18 protein-coding genes, 1 other RNA gene and 1 pseudogene are annotated in these 17541 nt (G+C 53.8%); 6 read left to right on the top strand and 14 right to left on the bottom strand.

The window, feature by feature from the left end; all coding sequences use genetic code 11:
• Positions 1–17: 17 nt before the first annotated feature.
• Both ykgO and JSN25_RS10945 read right to left on the bottom strand, forming a co-directional pair.
• Positions 18–158, bottom strand: coding sequence for a type B 50S ribosomal protein L36 (gene ykgO, locus JSN25_RS10950; RefSeq protein ID WP_005125190.1), 141 nt, complete (start codon positions 156–158; stop codon positions 18–20).
• A gap of 1 nt (position 159) precedes the next feature.
• The gene (locus JSN25_RS10945; RefSeq protein ID WP_038638331.1) at positions 160–420 is read right to left on the bottom strand and encodes a type B 50S ribosomal protein L31; all 261 of its coding nucleotides are present in this window, start codon (positions 418–420) and stop codon (positions 160–162) included.
• Positions 421–608: 188 nt separating this feature from the next.
• Here JSN25_RS10945 and JSN25_RS10940 point away from each other — a divergent pair, with 188 nt between their 5' ends.
• Positions 609–2162 carry an EAL domain-containing protein gene (locus JSN25_RS10940; protein ID WP_085047627.1) on the top strand — a complete coding sequence of 518 codons (1554 nt, stop codon included), beginning with the start codon at positions 609–611 and terminating at the stop codon, positions 2160–2162.
• Positions 2163–2213: 51 nt separating this feature from the next.
• Here the strand turns inward: JSN25_RS10940 and JSN25_RS10935 are convergent, their stop codons facing one another.
• Together JSN25_RS10935 and yczE are read right to left on the bottom strand one after the other, a co-directional pair.
• Entirely contained in the window at positions 2214–2567 is a 354-nt protein-coding gene (locus tag JSN25_RS10935) for a DUF1428 domain-containing protein (RefSeq protein WP_204524932.1), read from the bottom strand.
• A gap of 64 nt (positions 2568–2631) precedes the next feature.
• Positions 2632–3261 carry a membrane protein YczE gene (gene yczE, locus JSN25_RS10930; RefSeq protein ID WP_204524931.1) on the bottom strand — a complete coding sequence of 210 codons (630 nt, stop codon included), beginning with the start codon at positions 3259–3261 and terminating at the stop codon, positions 2632–2634.
• Positions 3262–3349: 88 nt separating this feature from the next.
• Between yczE and yczR the strand changes: the two genes are divergently transcribed.
• A complete protein-coding gene (gene yczR / locus JSN25_RS10925; RefSeq protein ID WP_204524930.1) occupies positions 3350–4777 on the top strand; it encodes a MocR-like transcription factor YczR in 1428 nt (475 codons plus the stop codon).
• 59 nt (positions 4778–4836) lie between these two features.
• On the opposite strand, the gene JSN25_RS10920 is transcribed toward yczR, so the two are convergent.
• From JSN25_RS10920 to ffs, 3 genes are all read right to left on the bottom strand, one after another.
• Positions 4837–5055 (bottom strand): hypothetical protein, encoded by a 219-nt coding sequence (locus tag JSN25_RS10920; RefSeq protein WP_038638314.1) that lies wholly within the window; start codon positions 5053–5055, stop codon positions 4837–4839.
• Positions 5052–5303, bottom strand: coding sequence for a hypothetical protein (locus JSN25_RS10915; protein ID WP_038638313.1), 252 nt, complete (start codon positions 5301–5303; stop codon positions 5052–5054). The genes JSN25_RS10920 and JSN25_RS10915 overlap by 4 nt, the downstream gene beginning before the upstream one ends.
• Positions 5304–5457: 154 nt before the next feature.
• Positions 5458–5554: signal recognition particle sRNA small type (gene ffs, locus JSN25_RS10910), an RNA gene on the bottom strand.
• 84 nt (positions 5555–5638) lie between these two features.
• On the opposite strand from ffs, the pseudogene JSN25_RS10905 reads away from it, so the two are divergent.
• A pseudogene (locus JSN25_RS10905) lies at positions 5639–6028 on the top strand (MGMT family protein).
• A 31-nt stretch (positions 6029–6059) separates the two neighbouring features.
• Here JSN25_RS10905 and JSN25_RS10900 read toward each other — a convergent pair.
• Positions 6060–6629, bottom strand: coding sequence for a YbaY family lipoprotein (locus JSN25_RS10900; RefSeq protein WP_038638307.1), 570 nt, complete (start codon positions 6627–6629; stop codon positions 6060–6062).
• Between the two features lie 211 nt (positions 6630–6840).
• Between JSN25_RS10900 and tesB the strand changes: the two genes are divergently transcribed.
• Positions 6841–7701 (top strand): acyl-CoA thioesterase II, encoded by an 861-nt coding sequence (gene tesB, locus JSN25_RS10895; RefSeq protein ID WP_204524929.1) that lies wholly within the window; start codon positions 6841–6843, stop codon positions 7699–7701.
• Between the two features lie 72 nt (positions 7702–7773).
• Here tesB and amtB read toward each other — a convergent pair whose 3' ends face one another.
• The 5 genes from amtB to decR all read right to left on the bottom strand — a co-directional run bounded on the left by amtB (position 7774) and on the right by decR (position 13694).
• Positions 7774–9060, bottom strand: a complete 1287-nt coding sequence (gene amtB, locus JSN25_RS10890; RefSeq protein WP_085047630.1) for an ammonium transporter AmtB — start codon at positions 9058–9060, stop codon at positions 7774–7776.
• Between the two features lie 31 nt (positions 9061–9091).
• Positions 9092–9430 (bottom strand): P-II family nitrogen regulator, encoded by a 339-nt coding sequence (glnK, locus tag JSN25_RS10885; protein ID WP_006685697.1) that lies wholly within the window; start codon positions 9428–9430, stop codon positions 9092–9094.
• Positions 9431–9647: 217 nt separating this feature from the next.
• A complete protein-coding gene (locus JSN25_RS10880) occupies positions 9648–11426 on the bottom strand; it encodes a SmdB family multidrug efflux ABC transporter permease/ATP-binding protein (RefSeq protein ID WP_038638298.1) in 1779 nt (592 codons plus the stop codon).
• The gene (locus tag JSN25_RS10875) at positions 11419–13191 is read right to left on the bottom strand and encodes a SmdA family multidrug ABC transporter permease/ATP-binding protein (protein ID WP_121528686.1); all 1773 of its coding nucleotides are present in this window, start codon (positions 13189–13191) and stop codon (positions 11419–11421) included. The genes JSN25_RS10880 and JSN25_RS10875 overlap by 8 nt, the downstream gene beginning before the upstream one ends.
• Positions 13192–13235: 44 nt before the next feature.
• Entirely contained in the window at positions 13236–13694 is a 459-nt protein-coding gene (gene decR / locus JSN25_RS10870; protein ID WP_003831023.1) for a DNA-binding transcriptional regulator DecR, read from the bottom strand.
• Between the two features lie 116 nt (positions 13695–13810).
• On the opposite strand from decR, the gene JSN25_RS10865 reads away from it, so the two are divergent.
• Entirely contained in the window at positions 13811–14866 is a 1056-nt protein-coding gene (locus tag JSN25_RS10865; RefSeq protein ID WP_110498633.1) for a PLP-dependent cysteine synthase family protein, read from the top strand.
• A gap of 50 nt (positions 14867–14916) precedes the next feature.
• Here the strand turns inward: JSN25_RS10865 and cof are convergent, their stop codons facing one another.
• Complete coding sequence (cof, locus tag JSN25_RS10860; protein ID WP_069323962.1) at positions 14917–15735, bottom strand: HMP-PP phosphatase; 819 nt, start codon at positions 15733–15735, stop codon at positions 14917–14919.
• A gap of 100 nt (positions 15736–15835) precedes the next feature.
• Here cof and JSN25_RS10855 point away from each other — a divergent pair, with 100 nt between their 5' ends.
• Positions 15836–17536 (top strand): SgrR family transcriptional regulator, encoded by a 1701-nt coding sequence (locus JSN25_RS10855; protein ID WP_204524928.1) that lies wholly within the window; start codon positions 15836–15838, stop codon positions 17534–17536.
• The last annotated feature ends 5 nt before the right edge of the window (positions 17537–17541 follow it).

Genomic DNA, 17541 nt, shown 5'->3' with positions numbered 1-17541 from the left:
GAATGCCGGCAAAGAAATTAACGTCTTTTTTTACGGCCCTGTACCGCTTTAAATCGCGGATTTGTTTTACAGATAACATACAAACGCCCTTTGCGTTTCACTATCTGGCAGTCAGGGTGCCGCTGTTTTGCGCTGCGAAGCGAATTGAGTACCTGCATTTTAACCTCGCTTAGCGCCAATAAAATGACCAAAACGTTTCTGGAAGCGGGCTGCGCTACCTTCGTTGTCAAAGGTCTTTTGTTTTCCGGTGTAATACGGATGTGACTTAGAAGAGATATCAAGGGTCACATACGGGTACGTTTTCCCCTCGAACTCAATCTCACGTTCGGTTTTGATGGTCGAACCGACCTTAAAGTATTCATTGGCACTGGTATCGTGAAACACCACGGTACGATAAAAAGGATGGATATCCGGTTTCATGGCAACCTCAAATTGTTACGTTATAACATAATAATCAAAGTACACCACTCTTATTTAAATCACAACCTGATTTACGCGACGTGCAAACAAACGGGGTGATAAGTGGCCCTAAATATATGATGCCAATCGAATAGCTTTTTCGGCTTTCGGATATACTTTCCTTACGCTGTGTTAATAAGGATATCATTGTGACAACACGACATCTGATAAGCCTGGTGACAGGGGTGCTGTTTCTTTCTATCCTCGCCCCCGTAGGTTTAAGCTTGTGGCTGGCACATCGTCAGGTCGAAACAAAGTTTATTGATGAACTCGATATGTTCTCAACACGAGTCGCATTGCGCACAGAACGCGTCGGCGAGCAGGCCAGGAAAGCATTACGCCACATAGAGTCCTTTCAGGGAGTGCCTTGTAGTGATGAGCATCTGCTGGAAATGCGTCGCTTGTCATATAGCTATCGCTATATTCAGGAAGTGCTGTATCTCAAAGACAATGTTCCGCAATGTTCATCTCTGGAAAAAAACAGCCAGGCTGCCGCATTTCCACCAGCAATGAAAGTCACGCCGGATGGATATCGCGCATGGCTTACTACGCAAAATGATTTGGGCATCAAGCGTTTTATGGCAGCTTTAGGTAGCGAGCATTATGTCGTGATGGTCGATCCGGGTTCCTTTATTGATGTCATCCCGTTTGGCTCATGGCCAATCGAAGTCACTATCATTGGCACCGCGCGCAACGTGGTGGTTGCCAGTAGCGCCGCGCTGCCATCGGACGTTTTGCAGCATGTAAAACAAGAACATTCGATCACTCATTTTCAGAAAGATAGCAATATTTTTAATGCCCGCCCCTTTCCTGAACTGGGCATCACGATCGTCACCTGGGCATCTACCCTACCATTACAAAAAACCTGGCACCGACAAGCCCTGATCTGGCTCCCGGCCGGGATTATCATCGGCCTGCTTACCGCCGCCTTTATTCTGCGCATTTTGCGTCGCTTACAGTCCCCCCATCACCAGTTGCAGGATGCTATCCAGCATCGGGATATCAAGGTCCATTACCAGCCCATTATCTCGCTCACAACGGGAAAAGTGGTCGGGGCAGAAGCACTGGCCCGTTGGCAGCAGGCCGATGGGAGCTATCTGTCGCCTGAAATTTTTGTCGCGATGGCGCAGGAGACCGGACTGACAAAACCCCTCACGCGTTTGATAATTGAAAGCGTATTTGACGATTTAGGAAAATGGCTGCGTCAACACCCGGATCAGCATATCTCCATAAACCTTGAGTCAGCCGATCTGGCTTCTGAAACGCTTCCCGCGCTGTTAGGCCAGAAGGTAAAGCACTGGCAGCTTAAGCCAGCGCAAATCGCGCTGGAACTGACCGAACGCGAGTTTGCCGATCCGAAAAACAGCGCGCCGTTTATTGCTAAATATCGTCAGGCGGGACATTCAATATACATCGATGATTTTGGAACCGGCTATTCCAGCCTGAGCTATTTACAGGATCTGGATGTGGACATCCTGAAGATCGATAAATCCTTTGTTGATGCCCTGGAGTACAACAACGTGACGCCGCATATCATTGAGATAGCCAAGACGCTGAAGCTGGAAATGGTGGCAGAAGGTATCGAAACTGAAAATCAGGCAGCCTGGCTACGCCAACATGGCGTGCAGTACGGTCAGGGCTGGCTTTACAGTAAAGCACTGCCAAAAGCGGAATTTATTCTGTGGGCTGAAAAACGGCTGTGACATGGCTGTTGATGTTGAGATGGCTGGCGGCACGCCGCACAGCCAGTCACATCACTCGTCCATAATGGGCGCAAATCCGCCGTAGATCATTCGTTTGCCATCAAATGGCATAGACTCACCGAATTCCTTCATACGGGGATCGGACATCATCTTCTGATTCGCCGCATCCCGGACCTCTTTGGAAGGGTATTCAATCCAACTGAATACCACCTCTTCATGATCCTGCGCTTTCACTGCCATGCGAAAATCAGTTAATTTGCCTTCAGGGACATCATCTGCCCAGCACTCCACCACGCGTAATGCACCGAACTCCTTGAAAAGCGGAGCTGCTTTCGCCGCCATCGCAATGTACGCCTCCTTGTTGTCAGCGGGTACGGCAACGACAAAACCATCAACATACTTCATGAGAAAAACCTCCGAAGTGTACTGCGCGGCAAGCCGATTCTGGCCGCGTCAGTCGAGGTTAAGTTTAGTCGCCAGCAGGCGATCGTGCCCCAGGTTCACTCCTGACTCGGATACGCGACTGTGGCTGGTGGCGAAACCACGGCAGGCAAATCTGAATTAACGGCCCAATAGCCAGCGCATACAATACCGTGCCAACCCCCACGGTTCCCCCCAGCAGCCAACCAATAAGCAACACTGACACTTCAATTGCGGTGCGAATGCGTCGTACTGGCCAGCCGGTACGTGCGTGAATACCGGTCATCAGGCCGTCCCGTGGACCCGCGCCAAAACCAGCGCCAATGTATAAGCTGGTGGCTAATGCATTCAGGATCACCGCGGTCACCAGCAGGACGCTGCGCGCCGGCAGGGATTCGAATCCCGGAATCACCACCAGCGCGGCATCTGCCGCCAGCCCAATCATAATAACATTGCTCAGGGTGCCAAATCCGGGACGCTGGCGTAGCGGTATCCACGCCAGCAGCACCAACACGCCTACGACAATAATCACCACGCCGATATTCATCGACAGTAAATTGGCCACCCCCAGATGAAACACGTTCCACGGATCGGCCCCTAAATCGGCGCGAACAAACATGGCCGTCGACACACCGTACAGCACCAGACCGATATACAGCTGAAGTAAACGACGCAGCATGCTTTTTCCCCTCTCACTCTCAGATAGCTTTCATCTTCCCCGCAATTGGCACTATGATTAACGTCCAGTTTTCAAAAAGTGGACTGCTATGTCATCTCGCCGTTATGGAAGTCAGTCTTTGCAGCGCCTGCTCGGCCACTGGCAGGAAAGCCCCTCGCGAACGCCCCTCTGGCGACAGCTGGCAGAAGCGCTACGTCTATTGATTCTCGATGGTCGGCTGGCGCTGGATAGCCGTTTGCCCGGCGAGCGTGAACTCGCTGCCGTTCTGGAAGTGAGCCGAACCACCGTCGCCAGCGCGATGGCGCAACTGCGTGAAGAAGGCTATCTGGAGAGCCGTCATGGGAGCGGTTCGCGGGTTATTCTGCCGGAACATATTCGCCATGTGCCAACGAGAACCAGCACTGGCACAGCGCTTGATTTGTCCACGGCAGCGCTCAGTGCCGGTCCCGAAATTCATCAGGCTTATCAGCAAGCGTTGTTCGCGATGCCGCAGCATCTGCTGAGTTCCGGGTATCTGCCGCAGGGGCTGCCAGCTTTGCGTGAATCCATCGCCCGGCATTATTGCGAGCGCGGACTCCCAACGCAGCCCGATGAAATAATGGTGGTGAATGGCGCGGTCAGCGGTCTGGCGCTCATCCTGCGTTTGCTGACATGTCCTGGCGATCGCGTCGTCGTTGATCACCCCACGTATCCACTGGCGATTGCCGCTATTCAGGGCGCATCCTGTCGACCCGTTGGCGTGTCGCTACCCGGGCAGGGTTGGGATACGGCGGGTCTGGTCGCCACTATTGCGCAAACGGCGCCCAGAATGGCCTACCTGATGCCGGACTTCCACAACCCGACCGGGCGTTGTATGGACGCCGCAACCCGCCAGGTCGTGGCGGATATTGCCGAAAGAACACGTACGACGTTGGTCGTCGATGAGACGATGGTGAACCTGTGGTACGACGCCCCGCCACCACCGCCGCTTGCCGCGTTCAATCGCGATGCCCCAATCATTTTACTGGGTTCGGCAGGGAAAAGCTTTTGGGGAGGATTACGTTTGGGTTGGATTCGGGCTTCGTCACGAACAATTGCCGCCCTGGTACAAACCCGCGACACTTTCGATTTGGGCTCTCCGGTACTTGAACAACTCGCCACCCGTTGGTTGTTGGATAACGCCGGGCGCTTTCTGCCTGACAGAAGACGCTTGCTGGCATCGCAGCGCGACCTGTGCTCCAGCCTGATGCATACACATTTCCCGGAATGGCAGTTTACCCAACCACAAGGAGGACTCTCTTTCTGGGTCGAACTGCCCGATACGCTGGCGACGCTCTTTGCTGCGCGCGCCGAAAGCGCGGGAATTCAGTTAGGAACCGGTACGCGCTTCGGCCTCGATGGCGCATTCGATCGTTTTTTGCGCATGCCCTTCACATTGCCGGATGATACAGCACGCGCCGCCTTCAGGGTGTTGCAACCCATTTGGGATAACCTGCGTTTGCAGGCCAGCAGCGGGAAAATGCGCAAAATAATTTAAGCGACGGGCCAAAGGACCCGCTTTTGTATGTTGTGACGGACAACAACGTCCCGGCACAATTACAACTGCGGAGGAACCGGAAAACCTTTCAGGGAAATCACAAAATTCTCACCGTCCTTCTTAATTTTTGCCCCGGCATCACACCAGTCGGAAGCAATACGGAAGAACTCATCGCTGCCGACATTCCAGCTCAGGCGAACATGTTTCACATAGCCAGATCGCAGCAATTCACAGGCTTCGCTGTAATTACAGGCGGTTGAGAACGATTGTTGTTTCATTTTTTCTTCTTCAGTAATCTGCGCAATGCTTTGATTTCTTTAGGAGTCAGTGCATCAACGACGGATTCTTCCGTATGCTGGCTGTCGATATCCTCAGCGGAGACTCCCGCCTCTTCAACGGCGGAAAAGGCGATCAGCAGCAGCTTTTCCGTCGCGACACTTAGATTTTCATTATGCACTTCGGCGTAATGACGAAGTTTTTCTTTCAGCGCTTCATCAATTTTGACATTCAGTACAGCAGTCGACATTGTAAAAAGTCCTTGTGATCGGCGACGGTAAAAGCGTCAAACAACATCCCCGAAACACATTGACAGCATTTGATGACAATAAAATGACAATACAGTGACAAAGAAAAAGAAGATAAGCAGAAGGAAATTGCCGGACGGCAGAATTGGGTGGGGGCCCTGCCAGCTACATCCCGGCACACACGTCATCTGCCTTGGCTGCTTCCTTCCGGACCTGACCTGGTAAACAGAGTAGTGTTGCGGGAGAACCAACAGAGCCCCCATTGAGAGCGTTGTTAACCAACGCGCAGGCGCATTATCACTGGTGTACCCTGTAAATGCAACCCATCCAGCATCGGATGCTGTTTTCTTGCGCAATGCGGCTTCACTCACTCGCCATTCAGGATTATGCTGAAGGATTAGCGCAGGAATAAATGATGGATATACAAGACACTTTCCCCCAACGCGTCTGGCAAATCGTCGCGTCAATTCCCGAAGGATTCGTCACCACCTATGGCGATGTCGCCAGACTTGCCGGATCGCCGCGCGCTGCGCGCCAGGTGGGCGGCGTACTTAAGCGTCTCCCCGAGGGTAGTTCCCTGCCCTGGCACCGGGTCGTCAATCGCCACGGCGCTATTTCATTGACGGGCCCCGATCTGCAACGACAACGTCAGGCGTTGCTGGCAGAAGGGATTGTCGTTTCCGGCAGCGGGCAAATCGATTTACAGCGCTATCGCTGGGTGTACTAACCCTCTCCTCATGGAGAGGGTTACGACTGCTTTAGTACTGCGTGGGAGCAGGAACGGCTGAAGACGGAGTCACCTGGGTTGGTGAAGTCGAAGGCACCGTGGTGGTTGCGCCGCCGCCAGCATTAAGCGGAACTGCGGTCTGCTGCACGGGAACCAACGTCAGGTCGGCTTTCGTCCCGCCCTGATTGATAACCGTCTGAACGGTATCGGTAATGAAGACCAGTTTGCCATTCACCGTAATTGCCGCACTCAGCAGAATACGCGCATTGGGCTGAATATCTGCCGGGTTAAACGGTAATACAAAGCTGAATGGCGCTTGCTTGCCTTCAGTACGCACCGCTTTTTGCGACAACACTTTTGATGGCGCATCGGCCAGCGACGCATCCGACAGCGTAACGGTCAGCACAGCATCCGGTGGCAAGGCCACTTTCTGGCGGATCCATACTGTACCAGATACATTCGGCTGTTGAATTTTAGACTGTGTGTCAGAAATTGACGTATTAGGGCTTGGCGCAGGTGTCTGAATATCTGCACTTTTATCGGCGCAGGCCGCCAGAGCGACTGCAACCGCTAAACCACTTACCATGTGCACGAGTTTCATTAAATTCTCCTTATCATCTATGCACCAGCGAGAACTTTCCTCGCCAGAAGAGTGGTTAACAAAAACATAAAGTGATTAAGTGTGGCACAAGACAGCTGTTTTTGCCTGTAATAGGCCAGTAATTCAGACAATTGCACCCATCGGACCACTTTTAAAATTGCGTTATACTCTGCCTAACTCGCGCGACATCGATATCACCTGGAGAGCTCCTATGAGTCTGGCACTCAAAAATTTGCTGACACTGTTAAATCTGGAAAAAATTGAAGAAGGGCTCTTTCGCGGCCAAAGTGAAGACTTAGGGTTACGTCAGGTTTTTGGCGGACAGGTTGTCGGTCAGGCGCTGTATGCCGCGAAAGAAACCGTTCCGGAAGAACGTCTGGTGCACTCCTTTCACAGCTACTTTTTACGCCCCGGCGATAGCCAAAAACCCATCATTTATGATGTAGAAGTCCTGCGTGATGGTAACAGCTTCAGTGCGCGCCGCGTTGCCGCAATCCAGAATGGTAAACCCATTTTTTACATGACCGCCTCCTTTCAGGCACCAGAAGACGGGTTTGAACATCAGAAAACCATGCCGTATGCGCCGGGTCCCGATGAGCTGAAATCAGAAACAGAAATTGCCCGCTCAGTGGCGCATCTTCTGCCACCGTTATTGAAAGAAAAGTTCATCAACGATCGTCCGTTGGAAGTGCGCCCGGTGGAGTTTCATAACCCCTTAAAAGGTCATGTCGCACCTCCGACCCGTCAGGTATGGATCCGCGCCAACGGTGAACTGCAAGACGATCTGCGCGTCCATCAGTATCTGCTGGGTTATGCCTCTGACCTGAACTTCCTGCCCGTCGCGCTGCAACCGTACGGAATTGGTTTCCTGGAAAAAGGGATTCAGATCGCCACCATTGACCACTCAATGTGGTTCCATCGTCCGTTCAATATCAATGAATGGCTGCTGTATAACGTTGAAAGTACTTCCGCCTCCGGTGCCCGGGGCTTTGTGCGCGGGGAATTTTATACGCAGGATGGCGTGCTGGTCGCTTCTACCGTACAGGAAGGGGTCATGCGTAATCGTAATTGATGTCTTATCCGGCCTACAGGCTACATCGTTGTAGGCCGGATAAACGTTAGCGCCATCCGGCATATTGAGAAATCAGGCGTTGTAAGCGTTCTCGCCGTGACTGTTCACATCCAGACCTTCGCGTTCCTGCTCTTCTGGTACGCGCAGACCAACTGTCATATCCGCCAGCTTATAACCAATGAAGGCCACCACGCCGGACCAGACGATGGTGATTGCCACGCTTTCCAGTTGCACCAGTAACTGATGCCCCATGGTCACGCCCTCGGCAAACCCCACGCCACCCAGCGAGCTGGCGGCAAAAACCCCGGTCAGGATACAGCCGACAATGCCGCACACGCCGTGAACACCAAACACGTCACACGGATCGTCCACGCGCAGAAAACGCTTCAGCATCGTCACTCCCCACAGGCCCGCCAGACCGGCTGCCACGCCAATAATCAACGCGCCGCCGACACCGATATAACCACATGCAGGCGTTACGCCAACCAGACCCGCAACGGCCCCAGAACAGGCTCCCAGCAGAGAGGGCTTCCCGCGCAACGCCCATTCCCCGAAGATCCACCCGAGGATGGCGGCAGCGGTGGCGACCACGGTATTGACGAAGGCCAGCGCAGCGATTTCATTCGCCGTGCCCGCAGAACCGGCATTAAAGCCAAACCAGCCAATGTAGAGAATGGCGGTGCCAGTGAAGACCATCGGCAGGTTATGCGGCTTAAAGGCTTCTTTACCAAAACCGACGCGTTTGCCAATCAGATAAGCCCCCACCAGACCGGCTATCGCCGCGTTGATATGTACAACTGTCCCGCCGGCAAAATCCAGTGCGCCATGAGAAGCCAGCAAACCGCCGCCCCAGACCATGTGGGCTATTGGGATGTAAGACAGCGTTAACCACACGACCACAAAAATCAGTACCGCCGAGAAGCGAATACGCTCAGCCAGCGCCCCAACGATAAGCCCAACGGTGATACAGGCGAAAGAGCCCTGAAAAGCAACGTGAATATACTGGTAGAAGCTCCCCGTGACCGCCGTCAGCGCAATGTTCTTCAGTAATACCCAGTTGAAGTTGCCGAAGAAATTATTCCCTTCGCCAAAGGCCAGTGAATAGCCGTAAACCACCCATAAAATACACACCAGGGCAAATGTCACCGTCACCTGAGTCAGCATCGACAACACGTTCTTACCGCGAATCAAACCGCCGTAAAACAGCGCAATGCCAGGAATGGTCATAAACAGCACCAGCGCGGTACAGATCATCATAAAAGCGTTATCCGCTTTATCCGCGACCGCCGGTGCCGCCATCGCCAGTCCCGGCAACAGCGCCAGTGAAGCAATACCTGTTTTCATCGTTGCTATCTTCATTTTTTGGTTTCCTATCACTGTGTGTCAGACGTTACAGTGCGGCTTCGTCAGTTTCGCCGGTACGAATACGAATCACGCGTTGCAGCTCGGCGACAAAGATTTTGCCGTCGCCAATTTTTCCGGTGTAGGCCGCCTTGCTGATGACATCGATCACTTCATCCAGTTGGTCATCGGCAATCGCCACATCAATCTTCACCTTGGGCAAAAAATTGACGCTATATTCAGCCCCACGGTAAAGCTCGGCATGACCTTTCTGTCGGCCAAACCCCTTCACTTCGGTGACGGTCAGCCCCTGAATACCAATAGACGACAAGGCTTCGCGGACGTCTTCCAGTTTGAACGGTTTGATTACCACGGTAACCAGCTTCATAGATCCCCTCCAGTCAGAATTCAGTAGTGGCTGCAGATACACCAGATGAATACTGCAAGGGATGTGCCAGGAATGAAAAAGCAGGATGATTCGGGCCAGCCGAGGGGAGTGGGGGGAGAAAAAGAAAAAACGCACTATAACGGTGCATAGTGCGTTACATTTTTGCACCAGATTGTTGATTGCCGTCCGGCCTACGAAACCGGGTTGGTCTCAGCTATCAGGCAATAATGGAATCCTCTTGCGTACTGGCCGCCAGCTCTTCGCCCGCCAGCTGCAGTTGATACATCTGCCAGTAACGGCCTTGCGCCGCCAGTAATTGCTGGTGCGTACCACGTTCAACCGCCTGTCCACGGTGCAGTACCAGAATGGTGTCCGCATCGACAATCGTCGATAAGCGATGCGCAATCACCACCAGCGTGGTGTGTTCACGCACCGCCGCCAGCGCTTGCTGAATCGCCTGTTCCGTGCCGGAGTCAATACTGGCCGTGGCTTCATCGAGGATCAGTACCTGCGGCGTTTCAACCAGCACCCGCGCCAGCGCCAGCAACTGTTTCTGCCCAACGGAGAGATTATTGCCCTGCTCGCCCAGCCGGGTATGAATCCCCTCGCTCAGACCGCGCGCCAGTTCCGCCAGTTGCACGGTTTCCAGCGCCTGCCATACCCGCGCTTCTGAGATATCGCGGCCCAGCGTGACGTTTGCCAGGAAGGTATCCGCCATCACCACCGGATCCTGCTGCACCATCGCGATGCCCTGACGCAATACCCCGTGGCTCAGCGAAGACAGCGGTCTCCCATCAAGGCGGATTTCCCCCTGCGTCAGCGGGTAGTATCCCATCAGCAGACTTGCCAACGTACTTTTGCCGCTGCCGGTGTGCCCGACCAGGGCCACAAAGCTACGCGAAGGCACGGACAGACTGATGTTTTGCAGCACCAGATTGTCGTCACGATAAGCAAATGAAACGTTATCTACCTCGATATCCCCACTCTTTAGCGGCTGGTCATCGTCACCATAGCGTTGACGTGGCCCATCCATCAATTCGAACACACGTTCACCGGCGACAACCGCCTGCTGCAGCATTGACTGCTGGGTCGTCAGCTCGATAAGCGGCTCGTTCAACCGCCCGAGATAGCTAATAAACGCATACAACACCCCCACCTCGATCGAACTGCCAGAGGTAAAGCTGAACAGCATCAATAAACCGCAGAGGATCAGCGCCGAGAAAAGGCTAAGCAGCGGACGCAGCAAAAAGCCATCCAGTCGCAGGGTCTGCATCCGCGCCATATAGTGCGAACGGCTGGCCTCGCCCATTCTCTCGCCAAATCGCGCCTGCTGACGGAACTGCTGGATAACACTCATGCCGTTGATGACTTCGTTAAAGCCATCGTTAATATCCGCCAGATAAGCGCGAACCCGGCGCACAATCGGTGTGCTGTAGCGTTGATAAATCACCATCACCACCAGCACCGCCGGGAAAATGACCATCGCGACCAGCGCCATACGCCACTCCAGGCTAAACATCGCCACCAGCATCGCGCCGATCAAGGCCGCACTGCGCAGAACCGTTGCCACTACCGTCACATACAGGTCACGAATCACTTCTGTGTCATTCGTCACTCGGGAGATAAGCTGCCCGACGGGCTGTGTATCAAAGGCGCTGAGCGGCTGACGAAGCGCTGCGTCCATGACATCGGTGCGCAACTGTTGCACCACGCCAACCGCCGCCTGATTAAATAACAGTGACTGCGCGTAATGCAGACCCGCCGCCAGCAGCTGTAATCCCACATACGCCGCAACCAGCCCGGCGACCATCGCCAGCGGCAGGTTGTTTTTCGCCACCATGTTATCGATAAAATAGCTAATTAGCAGCGGGCCGCTGACTTCCGCCGCCGCCGCCACCCACAGCATGACTACCGCAATCGCCAGCGGTTTTCGCCATGGCGAACCGTACTTCAGCAGCCTTTTCAGGGTCGGCCATAATTGCCCAAAACTACGCATTAGCCGCCTCCCCGTTTATCTCTGGCGCGTCGGACAGCGCCGCTTCCAGTTGCTGATAGCGAAACATATCGCGATACCAGCCTGGCTGCTGCACCAACACGTCATGCTCACCACGCTGAGCAATATGCCCATGCTGCATCACAATAATCTCGCTGGCTTCCGTCAGGGCCGATAAACGGTGAGCGCTGATAATCACAGTTCTGCCTTCGCCCCACTGGCGCAGGTTATGCAGGATCTGATGCTCGGTACGGCCGTCTACTGCCGACAGCGCATCATCCAGGATCAGAATTTCAGCATTCAACAGCAAAGCACGGGCAATAGAGATTCGCTGTTTTTGCCCGCCGGACAGCATCACGCCGCGCTCGCCCACTTCAGTATCATAGCCTTGCGGAAGACGTAAAATATCCTCATGAACGCTGGCGAGACGCGCCACATGTTCGATCTCTTCCTGCGTGGCCTGCGGGCGTCCTAACGCGATGTTATTGGCGACGGTATCTGAAAACAGGAACGGCGTCTGGCTAACCACCGCCAGCCGGCTGCGCCAGCTATCAAGTTGTAAGCGCGATAACGGGATATCATGAAAACGTATATCCCCTTGGCTGATATCGAAATGACGCTGGATCAGCGACAGCACCGTACTTTTCCCCGCGCCGGTCGGGCCGCAGATGCCCAGCATCTGTCCGGGTCTGAGCTGGAAATTCACGTTTTCCAGCGCTGGCTGAGCCGTCAATGGGTAGCGAAATTCGCGAATCGCCACCGCCAGCTCGCCGCGTCCTTCCGGCACCGGTTCAGTACCGTCATCCACCACCGGCGCTTCAGCCAGCATGGCGCGAATACGGCTGTAGGCGGCGCTGCCGCGTTCGACAATGTTAAACATCCATGCCAGCGCCAGCATCGGCCAAATCATCAGACCGAGATACATCATAAAGCTGGTGAGCTGGCCGAGCGTCAGCGAACCGTGCACCACCATCCAGCTTCCTCCGGCAATCGCCAGCAGGTTAGCCATCCCAATGGCGATATAAATCGTTGGGTCAAAACGGGCGTCAATACGCGCCACCCGCAGGTTTTTCTTACCGGTGTCTTCAGCATCTGCGGCAAATAACGCCGACTGCCGATCCTCCAGGCCAAAAGCCTTGATCATGCGAATGCTGGTCAGGCTCTCCTGAGTACGATCGTTAAGACTGGAGAACGCCGCCTGCGCCAGCTTAAAACGGTGATGGAGTCGATCACCGTAACGTTTGATCATTAACGCCATCACCGGCATCGGCAGTAACGCAATAAGCGTCAGTTGCCAGCTTATCTGCGTAGACATCACGATCAGTACCGCACACCCCATCACCAGCGAATCCACCAGCGTCAGCACGCCTTCGCCAGCGGCAAACACCACCCGATCGACATCGTTAGTGGCGCGCGCCATTAGATCACCCGTACGGTGGCGCAGATAGAACTCGGGGTGCTGGCGACTCAATTGACGGTAATAATCTTCCCGCAGCTCAACCGCCAGTTGGTAGGATGCGCCAAACAGCAGTACGCGCCAGACATAGCGCAGCAAGTACACGACCACCGCAATCAGGGCGATTGTGCCAACCCACATCAGCAGCCTCTCGGTGGTGAAGCGTTGCGCTGTTACGCCATCCACAATGATCCCGACCACTTTCGGCGGAATAAGCTGAAGGATAGCGATGATAATAAGCAGAGCCACTGCTCCAAGGTAGCGACGCCACTCCCGGCGGAAGTACCAGCTTAATTGAGCAAATAATCGCACGCGTTATGTCCTGACAAGATTTCCGGCAATGAGCGCCGGGAGAATTATTCAATCGGTAGAGCAGTTGTGTATTTAATCTGTTCCATCGCAAAGCTGGAGGTGACATCAGACAGGCCCGGCACGCTGTTCACCAGGCGCTTATAAAATTCGTCATAGCTTTTCATATCGGCGACCTGGACCCGCATCAGGTAGTCATACTCCCCTGCCATACGCCAGAATCCCAGAACTTCCGGCATTCCGGTGACTTCGGTGACAAAGCGGCAATACCATTCGCTGCTGTGGTGCTGAGTCTTGATCAACACAAACGCGGTTAAGCCCAGCCCCAGTTTTTCGGGATCCAGCAGGGCGACTCGACCCAGCAGGATACCATCATCTTCAAGCCGTTTGAGGCGTTTCCAGCAAGGGGTGGTAGTCAGATTAACGGCATCTGCTAACGCCTGCAAAGAAAGGGTGCAGTCCTGTTGCAGTAAGCCGAGCAGCTTACGGTCAATTTTGTCTAACATATCCACTCCACAGAGAAGAATTTTCTCCTTACATTCTATTTTAAAGGCTAAATGGCAACAATTTTTTCCGTGCTTTTCGCTATTCTGGGCACAAAATGACAAATGGATATCTTTTAATGATGAATAGCTCCTGGGTTAAAAACGCCATCAATGAAATCAACGCGGATTATCAGCGTTCTGCGGATACGCATCTCATTCGTCTGTCGCTCCCGGCGTTTCCGGGCATTCAGCTCTATTTAAAAGATGAGAGCACGCATCCGACCGGGAGCCTGAAACATCGTCTGGCACGCTCACTGTTTCTGTATGGACTGTGCAATGGCTGGATCAAAGAAGGCACTACCATCATCGAGTCATCATCCGGCTCAACGGCGGTTTCCGAAGCGTATTTCGCCCGTCTGTTAGGATTACCGTTTATCGCCGTTATGCCTTCGTGTACTGCGAAACGTAAAATTGAACAGATTGAGTTTTATGGCGGGCGCTGTCATTTCGTGGAAAGCGCCTGCGAAATTTATGCGGCTTCTGAACAACTGGCGCGTGAGCTGAACGGCCATTACATGGATCAGTTCACTTACGCTGAGCGCGCCACCGACTGGCGTGGTAACAACAATATTGCCGACAGTATCTTTCGGCAGATGCAATGCGAGCCCAACCCCGTTCCCCGGCATATCGTGATGAGTGCCGGAACCGGCGGCACCTCGGCGACCATTGGCCGCTATATTCGTTGTCAGGGCTACGACACTCGTTTGATGGTGGTGGACCCGGAAAACTCGGTCTTTCTGCCCTTCTGGCAAGATCGCGATGCAACCTTACGCAGCCCGGTAGGTAGCAAAATCGAAGGTATCGGTCGCCCACGCGTAGAACCGTCTTTTATTCCTGATGTGGTCGATGAAATGCTGCGCGTGCCTGATGCCGCCAGCGTGGCCACCGCGCACTGGCTGGAGACGCAGCTAGGCCGTAAAGTTGGCGCCTCAACCGGTACCAACATGTGGGGAGCATTACAACTTGCCGCCCGTATGCGCGATGCAGGAGAAACGGGATCGCTGGTGACGTTGTTGTGTGACAGCGGCGAACGTTATCTGGAAACCTATTACAACCCGCAGTGGGTCGACGCGCACATCGGTGATTTAACGCCGTGGAAAGCGGAGCTGGCTCAACTCCTGAATACCCACTAATCAGACAAAAAAAAGCCAGACGCGAAGTCTGGCTTGCTGGAAGGGATCTCTCATTCGGGGGAATAAGGTAGATGCGGATTGTCCAGCCAATGCGTCAAAAAGTGTGATACTGCCTGATTACGGCAATGCCCAATCACCGATAAATGAGGCAGTTCAGCAATCAGTTGCGGCATCGCGTTACCCATAATCAGGCCGCGCCCTACGCTACTTAACATTTCGCGATCGTTCATGGCATCGCCAAACGCCATACACTCGGCCATTGAATAACCTAAGTGGTTGCTTAATACCGCCAGCGCAGAACCTTTATTACATCCCAGCGGCAGCACCTCGAGGCAATCAACCGCGGAGAAACAGAGATTCGCCTGTTCACCCAGCGCCTCATTGAGTTGAATGCGCAGACGGATCAGCGTGTCATGATCGCCGCAGAAACAGATCTTCGTTACCTGGTGGGCGGGAATACGTTTCACATCCACGATCTGGTAACGAAATCCGCTATATACATGCGCCTGAAGCAGCGCTGGAATTTCTTGTCCGGTGAACCAACCGTTGTCATTAAAGACATGCATGCTGGCCGTGGTGTCCCACTTCTGGTGCAATACACTATCCGCAACATTCGGATCCAGATCCTGGCGGTGCAGCACATCACCCTCCAGCGAGTGAATGCGCGTACCGTTACCCGTGATTAAAAAGGCATCCAGCGAAATAGAACCCAGAATGTGGCGCATCTCCAGCACATGGCGACCGGTGGCAAATGTCAGAGTGATATCACGTTCACGCAGGCGCGCCAGCGTTGAAAGCGTTTCATCACCTAAATGGTGATTCGGCATCAAAAGAGTGCCATCCATATCAAATGCAGCCAGACGAGCCATTTCTTTCTCCACACTGTGAGGCGGTTAACTTGTGATTCAGTATCACCTGAGATATACGGAAGTAATAGTGAATAGATAAAATGAATTGTTCCGGGTTTATATGCGACTATTGAACCGACTAAATCAATACCAACGCCTGTGGCAACCCTCGAACGGGGAGCCGCAGTCGGTGACCATTGGCGAACTGGCTGAACGCTGTTTTTGCAGCGAACGCCACGTGCGAACCTTGTTAAAACAAGCGCAGGATGCAGGCTGGCTGGAGTGGCACGCCCAATCGGGGCGGGGTAAACGCGGGCAGCTACGCTTTTTAGTTACGCCGGACTCACTACGCAATACCATGATGGAGCAGGCGCTGCAAAAGGGGGAACAGCTTAGCGTGCTGGAGCTGGCCCAACTGGCGCCGGGTGAATTAAGAACCCTGCTACAACCGTTTATGGGCGGTCAGTGGCAAAACGACACGCCAACCCTGCGTATCCCCTATTACCGCCAGCTCGACCCTTTGCACCCCGGATTTCTCCCTGGCCGCGCAGAGCAACATCTCGCCGGGCAGGTATTCTCTGGCCTGACCCGGTTTGACACGCATACACAACGCCCCTGCGGTGATTTAGCTCACCACTGGAATATCTCCGCCGACGGCCTGCGTTGGGATTTCTATATTCGCTCCACGTTGTACTGGCATAACGGCGATGCCGTCAGCAGTACGCAGCTACATCAGCAGTTGCTGAAGCTGTTAGAACTACCCGCGCTGAATAAGCTGTTCATCAGCGTCAAACATATTGAGGTGGCCCATCCCCAGTGTCTGACCTTTATTCTGCATCGCCCCGACTTCTGGCTGGCGCATCGTCTGGCAAGCTACAGCAGCCATTTGGCGCATCCGGAACATCCGTTTGTAGGTACAGGTCCATTCCGGTTGACGTTGTTTACCCCTGAGCTGGTGCGTATCGAGAGTCACGATCACTACCACCTGAGTCATCCACTCCTGAAAGCGATCGAATACTGGATAACTCCGCAACTCTTCTCCCAGGACTTGGGCACCAGCTGTCGCCATCCGGTGCAAATAGCGATTGGTAAACCCGAAGAGCTGCCCATGCTAAGCCAGGTGAGCAGCGGGATAAGCCTCGGTTTTTGCTATCTCACGCTCAGAAAAAGTGCGCGCCTGAATACCTTGCAAGCCCGCCGGCTGGTCAATATTATCCATCGCTCTTCCCTGCTACAAACGCTGGAGGTAGATGAAAACCTGATAACCCCGAGCAATGCGCTGCTGCCTGGATGGACGATCCCGCAATGGGATGAGTTGAACGAGGTAGCGCTACCGGAAAAACTGACGCTGGCGTATCACCTGCCGGTTGAACTACATGCCATGGCTGAACAGCTTCGCCAGGCGCTGGCGCTACTCGGCTGTGAATTAACGCTTATATTTCATAATGCTAAAAACTGGGACGGTAATCATCCTTTAGCGCAGGCCGACCTGATGATGGGAGACAGACTGATTGGCGAAGCGCCTGAATATACCCTCGAACAGTGGTTACGTTGCGATCAACTGTGGTCACATGTACTCAATGCGCCTGAATACACGCACTTGCAAACCACGCTGGATGCCCTGCAAGTCCAGGCCAATGAAGACGATCGTCACGCGGCGTTACAGCAAGTGTTCGCCACGCTGATGCATGATGCCACGCTGACTCCGCTGTTCAATTATCACTATCGTATTAGCGCGCCACCGGGCGTGAACGGTGTTCGCCTGAATCCTCGCGGCTGGTTTGAGTTCACCGAAGCCTGGTTACCGCCCCCTTCAGCATGAAGAAG

It is taken from the genome of Citrobacter cronae, assembly GCF_016893685.1.
In the GTDB taxonomy this organism is placed as follows: Bacteria; Pseudomonadota; Gammaproteobacteria; order Enterobacterales; family Enterobacteriaceae; genus Citrobacter; species Citrobacter werkmanii.
This window is presented reverse-complemented; position numbering and strand designations above follow the sequence as displayed.

Coding starts and splice junctions, on each gene's coding strand:
- ykgO (WP_005125190.1), bottom strand. CDS start 158: ATGCAGGTACTCAATTCGCTTCGCAGCGCAAAACAGCGGCACCCTGAC.
- JSN25_RS10945 (WP_038638331.1), bottom strand. CDS start 420: ATGAAACCGGATATCCATCCTTTTTATCGTACCGTGGTGTTTCACGAT.
- JSN25_RS10935 (WP_204524932.1), bottom strand. CDS start 2,567: ATGAAGTATGTTGATGGTTTTGTCGTTGCCGTACCCGCTGACAACAAG.
- yczE (WP_204524931.1), bottom strand. CDS start 3,261: ATGCTGCGTCGTTTACTTCAGCTGTATATCGGTCTGGTGCTGTACGGT.
- yczR (WP_204524930.1), top strand. CDS start 3,350: ATGTCATCTCGCCGTTATGGAAGTCAGTCTTTGCAGCGCCTGCTCGGC.
- JSN25_RS10920 (WP_038638314.1), bottom strand. CDS start 5,055: ATGAAACAACAATCGTTCTCAACCGCCTGTAATTACAGCGAAGCCTGT.
- JSN25_RS10915 (WP_038638313.1), bottom strand. CDS start 5,303: ATGTCGACTGCTGTACTGAATGTCAAAATTGATGAAGCGCTGAAAGAA.
- JSN25_RS10900 (WP_038638307.1), bottom strand. CDS start 6,629: ATGAAACTCGTGCACATGGTAAGTGGTTTAGCGGTTGCAGTCGCTCTG.
- tesB (WP_204524929.1), top strand. CDS start 6,841: ATGAGTCTGGCACTCAAAAATTTGCTGACACTGTTAAATCTGGAAAAA.
- amtB (WP_085047630.1), bottom strand. CDS start 9,060: ATGAAGATAGCAACGATGAAAACAGGTATTGCTTCACTGGCGCTGTTG.
- glnK (WP_006685697.1), bottom strand. CDS start 9,430: ATGAAGCTGGTTACCGTGGTAATCAAACCGTTCAAACTGGAAGACGTC.
- JSN25_RS10880 (WP_038638298.1), bottom strand. CDS start 11,426: ATGCGTAGTTTTGGGCAATTATGGCCGACCCTGAAAAGGCTGCTGAAG.
- decR (WP_003831023.1), bottom strand. CDS start 13,694: ATGTTAGACAAAATTGACCGTAAGCTGCTCGGCTTACTGCAACAGGAC.
- JSN25_RS10865 (WP_110498633.1), top strand. CDS start 13,811: ATGATGAATAGCTCCTGGGTTAAAAACGCCATCAATGAAATCAACGCG.
- cof (WP_069323962.1), bottom strand. CDS start 15,735: ATGGCTCGTCTGGCTGCATTTGATATGGATGGCACTCTTTTGATGCCG.
- JSN25_RS10855 (WP_204524928.1), top strand. CDS start 15,836: ATGCGACTATTGAACCGACTAAATCAATACCAACGCCTGTGGCAACCC.